Origin of the sequence: Porphyrobacter sp. MBR-155 (assembly GCF_040547625.1) — a bacterium.
Taxonomy (GTDB): Bacteria; Pseudomonadota; Alphaproteobacteria; order Sphingomonadales; family Sphingomonadaceae; genus Erythrobacter.
This window is the reverse complement of the sequence record NZ_JBEPQB010000012.1, coordinates 83,941-97,153: the sequence shown is the minus strand read 5'-3', so window position 1 is coordinate 97,153 and position 13,213 is coordinate 83,941. Positions and strand designations below refer to the sequence as shown.

Sequence of the window (13,213 nt, the reverse complement as noted above, 5' to 3'; positions counted from 1 at the left end):
TTTGAAAAAATTTGCAATTCTTGCCGCGCTGGCTGCGCTGGTGGCCGCCTATTTCATTTTTGATCTTGGCCAGTATCTCACGCTCGACGGGATCAAGGCGCTCGCCGCCGATGTAGCCGCGTTTCAGCAGCGCAATCCTGTCGCGGTGATCGCCGGGTTCTTCCTCGCCTATGTGGTGGTGACAGCCGCTTCGTTTCCCGGTGCAGCGATCCTGACGCTGGCGGCGGGCGCGCTGTTCGGATTGCCAGGGGGCACGGTGCTTGTCTCCTTCGCGTCAACCATCGGGGCGACGCTGGCGTTCCTGTCATCGCGCTATGTCCTGCGCGACACTATCGAGGCGCGCTTTGGTGAGCGGTTGAAGGCGATCAACGCCGGACTGGAGCGGGACGGGCCGTTCTACCTGTTTTCCTTGCGGATGATCCCGGTGTTCCCGTTCTTTGTCGTCAATCTGGTGATGGGCCTGACCCGCATCCGCACCTGGACTTATGCTTGGGTGAGCCAGCTGGGGATGCTACTCGGCACCATTGTTTACGTGAACGCGGGCACGCAGCTTGCGCAGATTGACAGCTTGTCGGGCATTGCCTCGCCCGGCGTGCTCGCGAGTTTTGCGCTGCTGGGCATCGTGCCGTGGCTGGCCAAGGGGATTATCGGGGTGATCAAACGGCGCAAGGTCTATGCCGGGTTCACCAAGCCCAAAAAGTTTGACCGCAATCTGGTGGTGATCGGCGGCGGTTCGGCGGGGCTTGTCTCGGCCTATATCGCCGCGCAGGTGAAGGCGAGCGTCACGCTGGTCGAGGCCAAGGACATGGGCGGCGATTGCCTCAACACTGGCTGCGTGCCGTCTAAGGCGCTGATCAAAAGCGCCAAGGTCGCCGCGATGATGCGAAATGCCGACAAATACGGGCTGGAAGCGAGCGAACCCAAGGTGCCGTTCAAGGCGGTGATGGCGCGGGTGCTGGACACGATCAAGACGATTGAACCGCACGATTCTGTCGAACGCTACACTGAACTCGGCGTCGATGTGGTCAAGGGTTATGCCAAGATCATCGATCCGTGGACGGTTGAAATTGCGAGGAATGATGGCGGCACCCAGCGGCTTACCACCCGCAGCATCATCATTGCATCGGGCGCGGAGCCGGTGGTGCCGCCGATCACGGGGATCGAAGACAGCGGCTACCTCACCAGCGAAACGCTGTGGGATACCTTTGCCAAGCTGGATAAAGCGCCCGCGCGGGTCATCATCCTTGGCGGCGGGCCGATTGGGTGTGAATTGTCGCAGGCGCTCGCGCGGCTCGGTTCCAATGTCACGCAGGTTGAAATGATGCCCGATTTGCTGGGCCGCGAAGATGCGGACGTGTCCAGCCTTGCGCGCAGCGTGCTGGAGGAATCGGGCGTCACTGTGCTTACCGATCACAAGGCGGTGCGGGTCGAAGACGGCGCGCTGATCGCCGAACATGGCGGGCAGGAAGTGCGCATCGCCTATGATGCGCTGATCGTCGCGATCGGACGCAAGGCGCGGCTGACCGGGTTCGGGCTGGAGGATATCGGGGTCGATACCAACCGCACCGTCACTACCGATGAATTTCTGGCGACCAGGTTCCCCAATATTTTTGCCGCGGGCGATGTGGCGGGGCCGTATCAGTTCACCCACACCGCCAGCCATCAGGCATGGTATGCCAGCGTCAACGCGCTGTTCGGCACCTTCAAGAAGTTCAAGGCCGATTACCGCGTGATCCCGGCAGTGACTTTCCTCGATCCTGAAATCGCGCGGGTTGGCATCAACGAACGTGAGGCGGCAGAGCAGGGCATCGCGGTTGACGTGACCCGTTATGACCTCGACGATCTCGACCGGGCGATTGCCGAAAGCGAAACCAAGGGTTTTGTCAAAGTGCTGACCGCGCCGGGCAAGGACAAGGTGCTGGGCGCGACCATTGTCGGCGCACACGCGGGCGAGTTGCTGGCCGAATATGTGCTGGCGATGAAGCACGGGATCGGGCTAAACAAGATCCTCGGCACGATCCATTCCTATCCGACCATGGCCGAAGCCAACAAGTTTGCGGCAGGAAACTGGAAACGCGCGAACAAGCCGGAAGGCGTGCTGAAATGGGTTGAACGCTACCACGCATGGCGACGCGGCTGATCGCTCTGCACATCGGGAGAACGAGAGATGCTTACCAAGATTTCCCTGCTGATCATGCGGGTGGGAACCGGAATGCTGCTGGTGCTGTGGGGCGGGGCGCGTCTCTTGAAAGAGGGTATGGGCCCCCATCTGGCCAACAAATACTACGGCGGGATTGGTGCTGACAGCACGCTGCAGCTCGCCTTTGCCGGGTTTGAAGTGGTGCTGGGCCTGCTGGTGGTGTTGGGCCTGTTTCGCAAATATAGCCTGATCGGATCAGCGGTGATTCTGGTTGGCGGTGTGCTGCCGATCTGGCGGCACTTCCTTGATCCCTATGGCCAATACCTGTTTGCCAAGCCCGAAGACGCAAACCTGCTGTTCTTCCCTTCGCTGACGGTGGCGGGCGCGGCGCTGGCGCTGATTGCGTTGCGCGATTCCGATACGCTGGCGCTCGATAATCTGTTCGGCAAAAAGCGCTGACACCGCCGCAGACAGGAGCAGAATTTGGAACTGTTTGACCAACTGCGAGGTCTGATCGGCCTCGCGGTGCTTGTCGCGCTCGCGTGGGGTTTCAGCGAAGATCGCCGCGCCCATCCCGGCTGGCGCTGGATGCTGGGCGCGCTGGCGTTGCAAGGGCTGCTGGCGGTACTGATCGTGCGGGTGCCAGTGGTGTGGCAGGCGGTGGGCCTTGCCAATTCTGCGGTCAGCGCGATTGAACAGGCGACGCTCAAGGGCTCATCCTACATGTTCGGCTATCTCGGCGGGGCGCCGCTACCTTTCGCGCTGGCAGACGGCGCGCAGCCGCCGCTGATCATCGCGTTCCAGATTCTGCCGCTGGTAATCGTGTTTTCCGCGCTCGCCGCGCTGCTGTGGCATTGGGGGGTGCTGCGCTGGCTGGTGAACGGCCTGTCGTTCCTGCTCCGCCGCTCGCTGGGCGTCAGCGGCGTCGTCGGCCTGTCGGGCGGGGCGAGCATCTTCCTTGGCGTGGTGGAAGCGCCGCTGGTCACGCGCGCCTATTTCGACCGGATGACCCGCGCGGAACTGTTTCAGGTCATGGTGCTGACGATGGCGACCATCAGCGGCGCGATCTTGATCCTTTATGCCACCACCTTGCGCGAAACCGTGCCCGATGCGGTGGGTCACATGATCTCCGCCTCGTTGATCTCGCTCCCCGCCGCGTTGCTGATTGCGCGGCTGATGGTGCCGGGAACGCCGGAGGACGCCAAGACGGCGGTGGAGAAGGATGAACCCGGCCTGCGTTACGAATCCAGCATCGACGCGATTGTCAAAGGCACGATGGACGGCATGGCGCTGTTCCTCGCGGTGATTGCGGTGATCATCGTGGTGTTTGCGCTGGTGGCGCTGACCGATCAGGTGTTGGCGCTGCTGCCCTTGATCGATGGCGAGGCGATCAGTCTCAAACGCGTGATGGGCTGGGTGTTCGCGCCGTTCATGTGGCTGCTGGGCGTGCCGTGGGGTGAGGCGCAGGCGGCGGGCGGGTTGATGGGCACCAAGGCGATCCTCAACGAATATGTCGCCTATCTTGAACTCGCCGCGCTGCCCGATGGCACCTTTGGCGCGCGCAGTCTGCTGATCGTCACCTATGCGCTGTGCGGCGTGGCGAACCTCGCCAGCGTCGGCCTGCTGGTATCGACCATCGGCACCCTGTGCCCCGAACGCCGCGCCGAAGCAGCGGGGCTGGGGATGAAAAGCTGGCTGGCCGGCAACCTCGCCACCGCGATGACAGGGGCGTGGATCGGGCTGGTGAGTTGGGGCGTATAGCCGATGCTTGACGCCAAACTGCGCCCGTTGATCGACCCGCCGCTTAATTGGGCGGGGCGCATGCTTGCGGGGGTTGGGGTGACTGCCAACGGGCTGACCTTTACCGGGCTGGTGCTGGGGCTGGCGGGCGCGGCGGCGATTGCCTTTGGCCATATCGGCTGGGGGCTGGGGCTGATCCTTGCCAACCGCGTGGCCGATGGGCTGGACGGCGCAGTGGCGCGGGTGCGCGGGCCAAGCGATCTGGGCGGTTATTTCGACATCGTCGCCGACTTTGCGTTCTACGTGTCGATCCCGCTCGGCTTCGGGGTGTTGGCGGCGGAAAATACCCTGCCAGCGTTGGTGCTGGTGGCGAGTTTCGTGCTGACCGGGGTCAGTTTCCTCGCCTTTGCGGTGATCGCGGCCAAGCGCGGCGAGGAAACCACTGCGCACGGGCGCAAGAGCTTTTTCTATTCCACTGGGCTGGCCGAAGGTACCGAAACCATCGCGCTGTTCATCGCGATGTGCCTGTTTCCGGCGTGGTTCCCGGTGCTCGCCTATGGCTATGCCGCGCTATGCGTGCTGACCGTGTTTCAACGCAGCGCGCTGGCGGCGGCGGCGTTTCGCGACTGACGCGACGCCCCGATTTTAAAACCGCACGTCCGTCCGTCCTGAGCCTAGCGATATCTACCGGCTGGCCGATCCCAGCCGCGCCTCGGTGCGGCTGCGCAGTTCGATGATCCGCGCGGTATTTGCGCCCATATCGCTGCGGCCCACCCGGCTGACCGAGCGAAAATCGATCTGCGCATCGCCAACGCGGGCGACCACATCATCCTTGAATCCGAACCAGAAGGTTCCCGCCACGCCTTCAACCATTCCGGCCTCGGCATCGCTGCGGATGTCTTTCAGCCCCATCGCGTCCATCGCGGCTTTTACCGCGGCCACGCCTTCGGCCTTGCTCGCGCCGCCAAGTGGCAGCGGAGCGGGGCGATCCTTGCGGTCGGTGATGATCTGCGCGTGTGATTTGATCGCGAGTTCAGGCGGCACGCTCTGGTAAAGTTCCAACTGGCCCAGCGGGGTCTGGTAATCGCTCAGCGGATTGGCACCCGCAGCCTCACGCGCGGCCATCGTTTCGGCTGAGAACGCGGGCGGATTGGCGGTATCGGTGGCGATATCGTGGATCGGGTTGTCGCCTGCCGCGCTTCTCGCAGCGCTGAACATTACGAACACCGCTCCCGGCACCAGCAGACCGATAATCGCGACCGCCAACAACCCGTTGCGGCGCGGTTTGGTGCGCAGGGCGATAATCAGCGATATCAGCGCGGCCAGCGCGACGACCCCCAGCAGGATCACGCCTCCTCCAAATGACAATGACACCAGCCCGGTCTGCCAGCTCCACACCCCGATTTTCGTGCCAAGCGCGGCAACCGCGAAATACAACGGAAGGAACGCCAGCAGGGCGAGGACGATCTTGGTGTGCCAAGGCAGATTTTTCATCATGGACACCTTTTAACGCGCACGCTGCGTATATCAATCTTTGGCAATCATGATCCGCGAACCCGCGCTTTCCATGCCCGAAATACTCGGTTATGGCGCGTTGGCGGACACAAAGAACCCGTAGTTCAAAGGATAATTATCGATGAAACGCGATTTCCTGTTGGGCGCTGCGGCGCTGGCCAGCCTGACCACTCTTGCGGCTTGCGGCGATGGCGCCGCTGATCAAGCCCCGGCTGCAACAGCTGCGCCTTCGGTTGCTGCTGCCGCGACCGCTGAAGTTGCGGCGACGGTGGATTTCGCCAGCATGACCACCGATGCCGCCGCCGGTGAAAAGACCTTCGCGCTGTGCCGTTCGTGCCATGTGCTCGAAGAAGGCGTAAACCGCGTCGGCCCGTCGCTGCATAATATTGTCGGCAGCACAGCAGGTTCGGTGGCCGGTTACAATTACTCCGACGCCAACAAGAACAGCGGCGTGACCTGGACGACCGAGACGCTGTTCGAATATCTGGCAAGCCCCAAGGCATTCATGCCGGGCACCAAGATGGTGTTTCCGGGCATCAAGAACGCGCAGGACCGCGCCAATCTGGTCGCTTATCTCGAAAGCCAGTCTAAGTAAGTTTTCGCCTTCGGGCCAGAGACAAAGGGGCGGTGTGGGCAACCACGCCGCCCTTTTTCGTTGGCGGCGATCAGGCGGGGGTGCTGCCGGAATCGGCGGGGCAATGGCGTTGCAGATAGTCCGCATGGCTGGGCAGGCCCGCAACGCTGCGTTCGATCACATTGCGCAGATTGGCGAGGAATTCGTCCAGCTGCGCCGGGGCGATCTGATCGGCCATCGGGTCGTAATCGGCGGGCATGATGCCTTGGCCCAGCATTACCTGAACCCAGCTTGCCTCGCGGAACAGATCATCGGCATCGCGCCCGACCCGGCCCGATGCGGCGAACAGTTCCAGCTTGTGCGTGACGCTGTCGGGCACCGCCATATGCTTGCAATAACGCCAGAACTCGGTGTCCTCACGATCGGTGCGGTGGTAATGCAGGATCAGGAAATCGCGGATCTGGTCAAATTCGGCCATGCAGCGGCGGTTGAATTCGGCGCGTTCAGCAGCGGCGTTTTTGCCGCGCGGGAACAGCTGGATCAAACGGCTGACATGGGATTGGATCAGGTGGATGCTGGTCGATTCCAAGGGCTCCAGAAACCCGCTCGACAGCCCGATGCTGACGCAATTCTGCGCCCATAATGCCTCGCGCCGCCCGGTGGTGAAGCGGATCGGGCGCGGGTCGCCCAGCGGTTTGGTATCCAGCCCCGCCAGCAGCGTGTCGGCCGCCGTATCATCATCCGTAAACCCGCTGGCATAGACGTGCCCGTTGCCGGTGCGATGCTGCAAGGGGATGCGCCATTGCCAGCCCGCCGATTTGGCGGTGGCGCGGGTGAAGGGCACCAAAGTGGGCAGCCGCTCGCTTGGCACCGCCAGCGCCCGGTCGCACGGCAGCCAGTGCGACCAGTCCTGATAGCCCACCCCCAAAGCGCCGCCCAGCAACAGCGCGCGAAAGCCGGTGCAATCGACAAAGAAATCGCCTGCAACCCGCCTGCCATCATCAAGAGTGATCGCGGTGATATCGCCGCTCGTCCCGTCGCGCTCAACGCTTTCGACCATGCCTTCGGTGCGCGTTACCCCGCGCGCCTCGGCATAGTCGCGCAGGTGCAGGGCATAGCGGGTGGCATCGAAGTGATAGGCATAGGCCAGCCCTGCCATGGCGGTGTTGCCGACCCGATCGAGCTTACCGAACCGCGCCTGATCGGCCGCCAGCTGATGCAGCGAATAGTGCCACAGCCCGCGCGCGTCGGGCGCGGCTTCGCCCATGACGCTGCGCCGCCAGTAATGGTGAAAGGCAACATTGCCGAGGTTCAGCCCGGTATCGCCAAAGGTGTGCAGATAACGACTGCCGATCCGCCCCCAATCGACAAATTCGATCCCGAGTTTGTAGGTGCCTGACGCGCGCTGCAGGAATTCGTGTTCGTCCAGCCCAAGGATGGTGTTCAGTCGGATGATCTGCGGGATCGTCGCCTCGCCCACGCCGATGGTGCCGATCGCGTCCGATTCGACCAGTTCGATGGTGAGTCGCTGCCCCAGCAACCGGGCAAAGGCCGCAGCGGTGATCCAGCCCGCGGTGCCTCCGCCGACGATCACCAGTTTTTCAACGCCGCGCTCTGCCATGTGTTTGCCCCGCCTGTGCCTGTGCCTATTCCGCCGCCGGGCGGAAGAAAGCGTTGATCGTCAACCGCCCGGCGCGCGGATCAGCAACCAGCGCCGCCGCGTTATCGATCACTCCGCTATGCAGGATGTTGCCGCGATAGAACACTGCCTGATTGAAGGTGCCGGGCACCGCGTGCGTCCGTTCGAAATGCGGCGCGCCATCGGTGGTATAGGCGGCGGGCGGCAGGCCGGTGCGCGCGACATCTTCCTGCAACGCCTTGGCATAGCGCGGGAAATCCGTGGCCGACAACGCCTCCAGCCCGGTTGATCGGTGGCGGAAAAACGCCGTGCCGCCGTGCCTGGTGCGGTGGAGATAGAGCATCATCGCGATCTGGTTTGGATCGGTGCCATCGACGTGCGGAAGACGCTGGATCGGCAGCAGTTTGACGGGCGGTGTGGTGACGATCGAATACCACGCCTGCATTTCCCAACCCCGGGGCTGAGGGCCGAACCATTGATCGAGTCGCGGCGCAAGCTGGGTCAGCCAGCTCGCGCAAATTGCCGGATCAAGCGGTGCACGCAGCCCCGGATATTGCGGCGTGATTTGTGCAAAATCTTGCAAAAATGGTTTGGAAATGACCTTTTCGGGGGTTTCCAGAAGATCATCTACCGAAACAAGCAAATGATTATATGTGGAAAAATGTTCAACACGAGCCTGCGCGAGTGAGATGGCCCAGCCTTCCGCTGCAATCTGGTGCTGTGAAGGAGGGGGGCTGGCCATGTGGATCAGCCTATCAAATCCCCTGTTGATGTCCAAGCTGCATCAGCAATTAATTGATTAAGAACAAATAAAATGCGAAAATTAGAGGGCGCAGTCACCGCAGCGCGCGGGCTTTTCTGAGGCATGGCGGGCGGCGGCGGGCGTTCCTGCAAAAAACTGTGGCCAACAGGCAACAATTTGCTGCCTTGCGCCAAGCTTTTGCCCGAATTACGATCAGATTTCCTGAATTATAATGTTGTATATAAACAATTATATCAGTTTTTCAAAAGTCTGGCGAACGAATGCCGATTGGTGATTTACCTGCAAGCTGAGTTGCGTTATGAAAAAAACTGCAAAAGCGCACGTTCAATGTCGCTTGCGGGGAGAGGACTCTGATGAAAATGAACGGGATCAACGTAAACGCGCGCCTGCTGTGCGGGGCGGCGACCTTTCTGGCGCTGGCCGCGACCGGCGCACCGGCGCTGGCGCAGGACGCCGAAGAGCCGGTTGCTGTTGATGGCGCTGTGGATGGTGAGGCGATTGTCGTCACCGGCATCCGCAGCTCGATCCAGAGCTCGCTCGATGCCAAGCGCAGGGCGACCTCGATTGTCGAAGTCATTTCCGCTGAAGACATTGGCCAGCTGCCTGACCTTTCCATCGCCGATACACTGGCGCGTCTGCCGGGCGTGACCGCCCAGCGCGTGCGCGGACGTTCGCAGCAGATCTCGATCCGTGGCCTCGGCCCCGATTTCAGCCTCGCGCTGCTCAATGGCCGCGAAGTGGTGTCGGCGGGCAACAACCGCGGGATCGAATTCGATCAGTTCCCGTCCGAACTGATTGCGCAGGGCGTGGTCTATAAGACCGGCGATGCGCAGTTGGCGGCCATCGGCATCGCGGGCTCGGTGGATCTGCGGACGATCAAGCCGCTCGATTCCAAAAAGCGTCAGATCAGCGTCTCGGGCACCTACACCATCAATGATAATGGTTCGCTCAACCCGGATTTCGGTGATGACGGCTACCGCTTCTTCGCGTCCTACATTGATCAGAACGCGGCGGGCACGCTCGGCTGGTCGTTGGGTGCAACCATCCAATCAATTCCAACCCAATTCGTGTCGCGCGAACTCAAGACCAACGAATTTCAGGTTGAGCGCACCCCCGAAGGCGTGAATTTCCCGCGCGACAACCCGCGTCAGGGCGCGGTGAGCCGCGAGTTTGAGCGCACCTCGATCACGGGCGCGTTGCAGTTCGAACCGACCGACCGGTTTTCGCTATCGATCGACGGCTTCTACACCGATACCGACGATTCGGGCATTTTCCGCGGCACCGAAACGCCGATTGCCGCATGGAGCACCAATGGCGGCGCGGTGGTTGAAAGCGTCACCGGCAGCGGCCCATTTGCCGATTCGGCAACCTTTTCCAACGTCTTCCCAATCCTGCGCACCGATACCGAAGGTTCGAAGTCCGAAATCTTCGCCATCGGCGGTAACCTGGAATGGAACGCGACCGACAACCTCGGCTTCGTGCTCGATTATGGCTATTCGAAGCTTGATCGCAACGACATCGATTTTGAATCCATGGCTGGCACCGGGCCCAACGGCAGCGGTGCGTCCGATACGCTGACCTTCAACTTCCTCGAGAATGGCCAATACACCATCGACAGCCTGCTCGACTACACTGATCCAGGCACTGTGCTGCTCACTGATCCGGGTGGGTGGGGCCAGGTCGGCTTTATCAAAGAACCGAAGATCAACGACGAACTGAACCAGTTGCGGGCGGAAAGCTATTGGCAGTTTGACGGCGGGATCATTGACCGTATCACTGTTGGCTGGCTTTATACCGACCGTAAGAAGGACTTCGATTCCAACGAAGCCTTCCTGCGCGCCACTCCGGCGTTTGGCACGGGCGGTTTGCCCATTCCAGCCTCGGCGATCCTCGGCACGACCAAAACCAAAAGTCTGGGCATGGATATCATCGCCTATGATCCGTCGAGCTTCCTGACCGATGGCACCTATCTGGTGGAAAAGGCGACCTTTGATACCGAGTGGAAGGTGGATGAAGAAGTTCACAATTTCTACATCCAGGCTGACATCGACGGTGATCTCGGTTCGGTTCCGGTGCGCGGCAATGTCGGTCTGCGCTATGCCGATACGGATCAGTCATCGACCGGCACGATTGGCGGCGGGTTGGTGAACACTGTCAGCGAAAGCTATGACAACTGGCTGCCGAGCGCCAACCTGGCCTTCGAAGTCATGCCCGATCTGTTTGTCCGGATCGCGGCGGCCAAGACCATTACCCGCGCGCGGCTCGATCAGATGACCGCGAACCAGAACATTGGCTTCAACACCCAGAGCTGCATCGACACAACGGGCGACCAGCGCCCTGATACGGTGGTCGGGTTCAATCCGCCTTCGCTGGTGTGTTTCAATCTGGGCGGCGGCAACCCGGCGCTGCGGCCTTACAAATCGACCTCCTATGATATCTCTGTCGAAAAATATTTCTCGCCTGGTACGGCGATCATTGTCGCAGGCTTCCACAAGGAGCTGTCGGACTGGATCATCGATTTCAGCGAGTTGACCGATCTGACCCAGTCGATCCAAAATTTCGGGGCGGGCGGTATCCTGCAGACCAACCCCGAAGTCGCCACCGGCATCTTCAACGGCCCGGTCAACTTTGCCGATGGCACAATCACCGGGGTTGAAGGCACGGTGCGCCTAGATTTTGGCGACCTGGTCGATGCGCTTGACGGGTTTGGCGGGTTCTACTCGATCACCTATGCCGATGCCGAGGTGGAAAACGAGAACTTCAACCCGCTGGCTATTCCCGGCCATTCGGAAGTCACCTGGTCGGGCGATATCTTCTACGAAAAGCATGGCTTCCGCGCCAAGCTGGCAGCGCGCTATCGCGATGGGTTCCTGTCGGAAGTGCAGAACTTTGACGGGTCGCTGTCGGGTGCCAATGCCCGCAACGAAACCATTTTCGATGCACAGATTGGTTATACCTTCGAAAAGCCGGGCAGCTTCCTCGACGGGGTCGGTATTCTGGCCGAGGTGTTCAACCTGACCGATGCGCCGTTCGTGACCGAAAACGACCTGTTCGATGCAAACGGTCAGAAGACCGGCACATTTGCGAGCCGCCACGAACTTTACGGGCGGACGTTCAACTTCACGATCCGCAAGAACTTCTGACGCAGACACCCTCGGGTCGCTCCGGGGTAAAAAGAGGGGCTCGCCAGCAATGGCGGGCCCTTTCGTTTATGGCGGCTGAGGAGTTTTTCGGCGAAGTTTGAGAAGGCGTTCTAGCCCCGGTTAGACCCCCTCTAGACCCCCTCTAGGTCGATGTTTCACGTGAAACATTCGCCCAAATGGTCAGGCTGTGGGTAGCGGCGCGGCGCAGTGGCGGGCGATGAATTCGCCGTGGCTCGGCATCGCCGCCACCGCCTCGTCCATAGCAGAGCGGATTTGCGCCAGCCGCTCGGCCACCGGAACCCCGCTGCGCATCGCGGCGAGCGCGGGCGCGCGGCCCGGCACGATCCCTTGCCCCAGATATACCGCGATCCAGCTGGGATTGGTGAACAGCTCACGCTCGTCCGAAACCAGCAGGCCATAATCGCGAAAATGGTCGATCTTGTATTGCAGGCTGTCGGGGATCGGCATCGCCGCGCAGTAACGCCACAGCTCGGAATCGTCGCGCTCGCTGGCTTTGTAATGCAGGATCAGGAAGTCGCGGATGCGTTCATATTCCGCCGTGGTTTGCGCATTGTATTCGCGCGCTAAAAGCGGCGACATCGCGCTATCGGGCAGCAGCGCGATCAGCCGCAGAATGCCATATTGGATGAGGTGCAGGCTGGTCGATTCCAGCGGCTCCATGAACCCGGCGGACAGCCCGATGGCGACGCAATTGCGCTTCCAGAATGCGCGCCGTCTGCCCGCGACAAAGCGCAAGGGACGCGGGTCGGCCAGCGGCCTGCCATCCAGCGTGGCGAGCAATTCGGCGCTGGCTTCATCCTCGGAAATAAACTGGCTGCAATGGACATAGCCATTGCCGGTGCGGTGCTGCAACGGGATGCGCCATTGCCAGCCCGCAGCCTTCGCGGTGGAACGGGTATAGGGGGTGAAGTCGCCGCTTTCGCAGGGCACAGCCACCGCGCGGTCACACGGCAGCCAGTGCTGCCAGCTATCGTATCCGGCTTCCAAAGCGTCCTCGATCAAAAGCCCGCGAAAGCCGCTGCAATCGATGAAGAATTCGCCCGCGATGGCGGTGCCATTTTCCAGCGTCACGCTGTCGATGAAGCCATCCTCGCCGCGCAAGCTGACATCGACCACGCGCCCTTCAACCCGCGTCACCCCGCGCGCCTCGGCAAAGCGGCGCAGGAAGGCGGCATAGCGTGTCGCGTCAAAGTGATAGGCGTAATCGAAGGTCGATTGGATCAGGCGTCGGTCGGCGGAGGGGTGGGTAAACTTTCCCGCTTTGGCCATCGCCCAGCACATCGCAAAATCGTCAATCGGGCCAGCAACGCGGCCTTCAAGATATTCGCGCATCCAGTGGTGATAGAACGGAACCTGGTCGAATTCAGCGCCATATTGGCCGAAGGGGTGGAAGTAGGAATGCCCTTGCCGCCCCCAGTCGACGAACTCGATCCCGAGTTTGAACGATCCCTGCGTCTCACGAACGAAGGTCGCCTCGTCGATGCCGAGGCGGTGGTTGAAGTTGCGGATTGGCGGGATGGTTGCCTCACCCACGCCGATGGTGCCGATGGCGTCGGATTCGATCAGGGTGATCGCGCATTCACTGCCAACCGCATCGGCCAGCGCCGCCGCGGTCATCCACCCGGCACTGCCACCGCCGACGATTACGATGCTTTTCAGGGGGCTGGGCTTATCCACT

11 protein-coding genes are annotated in these 13,213 nt (G+C 61.4%); 7 read left to right on the top strand and 4 right to left on the bottom strand.

Translation table 11 applies throughout. The features are described 5' to 3' along the window. The first annotated feature begins 1 nt into the window (after position 1). Genes ABIE62_RS13015 through ABIE62_RS13000 form a run of 4 tightly spaced genes read left to right on the top strand, consistent with a single transcriptional unit; the run spans position 2 to position 4,510 of the window. The gene (locus tag ABIE62_RS13015) at positions 2-2,140 is read left to right on the top strand and encodes a dihydrolipoyl dehydrogenase family protein (RefSeq protein ID WP_354326664.1); all 2,139 of its coding nucleotides are present in this window, start codon (positions 2-4) and stop codon (positions 2,138-2,140) included. A 27-nt stretch (positions 2,141-2,167) separates the two neighbouring features. Continuing rightward, entirely contained in the window at positions 2,168-2,599 is a 432-nt protein-coding gene (locus ABIE62_RS13010) for a hypothetical protein (protein WP_354326662.1), read from the top strand. 24 nt (positions 2,600-2,623) lie between these two features. Then, positions 2,624-3,901 carry a NupC/NupG family nucleoside CNT transporter gene (locus tag ABIE62_RS13005; protein WP_354326660.1) on the top strand — a complete coding sequence of 426 codons (1,278 nt, stop codon included), beginning with the start codon at positions 2,624-2,626 and terminating at the stop codon, positions 3,899-3,901. A 3-nt stretch (positions 3,902-3,904) separates the two neighbouring features. Continuing rightward, positions 3,905-4,510, top strand: a complete 606-nt coding sequence (locus tag ABIE62_RS13000) for a CDP-alcohol phosphatidyltransferase family protein (RefSeq protein ID WP_354326658.1) — start codon at positions 3,905-3,907, stop codon at positions 4,508-4,510. A gap of 54 nt (positions 4,511-4,564) precedes the next feature. Here ABIE62_RS13000 and ABIE62_RS12995 read toward each other — a convergent pair whose 3' ends face one another. Continuing rightward, positions 4,565-5,377, bottom strand: a complete 813-nt coding sequence (locus tag ABIE62_RS12995) for a DUF1499 domain-containing protein (RefSeq protein ID WP_354326657.1) — start codon at positions 5,375-5,377, stop codon at positions 4,565-4,567. Positions 5,378-5,516: 139 nt separating this feature from the next. Here ABIE62_RS12995 and ABIE62_RS12990 point away from each other — a divergent pair, with 139 nt between their 5' ends. Next, positions 5,517-5,990 (top strand): c-type cytochrome, encoded by a 474-nt coding sequence (locus ABIE62_RS12990; protein WP_354326655.1) that lies wholly within the window; start codon positions 5,517-5,519, stop codon positions 5,988-5,990. Positions 5,991-6,060: 70 nt separating this feature from the next. Here the strand turns inward: ABIE62_RS12990 and ABIE62_RS12985 are convergent, their stop codons facing one another. Continuing rightward, complete coding sequence (locus ABIE62_RS12985; protein WP_354326651.1) at positions 6,061-7,590, bottom strand: tryptophan halogenase family protein; 1,530 nt, start codon at positions 7,588-7,590, stop codon at positions 6,061-6,063. Positions 7,591-7,615: 25 nt separating this feature from the next. After that, on the bottom strand, positions 7,616-8,350 hold the full coding sequence (locus ABIE62_RS12980) for a DUF6445 family protein (RefSeq protein ID WP_354326649.1): 735 nt from the start codon (positions 8,348-8,350) through the stop codon (positions 7,616-7,618). 123 nt (positions 8,351-8,473) lie between these two features. Between ABIE62_RS12980 and ABIE62_RS12975 the strand changes: the two genes are divergently transcribed. Together ABIE62_RS12975 and ABIE62_RS12970 are read left to right on the top strand one after the other, a co-directional pair. Next, a complete protein-coding gene (locus ABIE62_RS12975) occupies positions 8,474-8,725 on the top strand; it encodes a hypothetical protein (RefSeq protein ID WP_354326647.1) in 252 nt (83 codons plus the stop codon). Further along, positions 8,725-11,514 carry a TonB-dependent receptor gene (locus ABIE62_RS12970; RefSeq protein ID WP_354326645.1) on the top strand — a complete coding sequence of 930 codons (2,790 nt, stop codon included), beginning with the start codon at positions 8,725-8,727 and terminating at the stop codon, positions 11,512-11,514. Before ABIE62_RS12975 ends, ABIE62_RS12970 begins: the two co-directional genes overlap by 1 nt. A 180-nt stretch (positions 11,515-11,694) precedes the next feature. Here the strand turns inward: ABIE62_RS12970 and ABIE62_RS12965 are convergent, their stop codons facing one another. Then, positions 11,695-13,212 (bottom strand): tryptophan halogenase family protein, encoded by a 1,518-nt coding sequence (locus ABIE62_RS12965; RefSeq protein ID WP_354326643.1) that lies wholly within the window; start codon positions 13,210-13,212, stop codon positions 11,695-11,697. Position 13,213 lies beyond the last annotated feature (1 nt).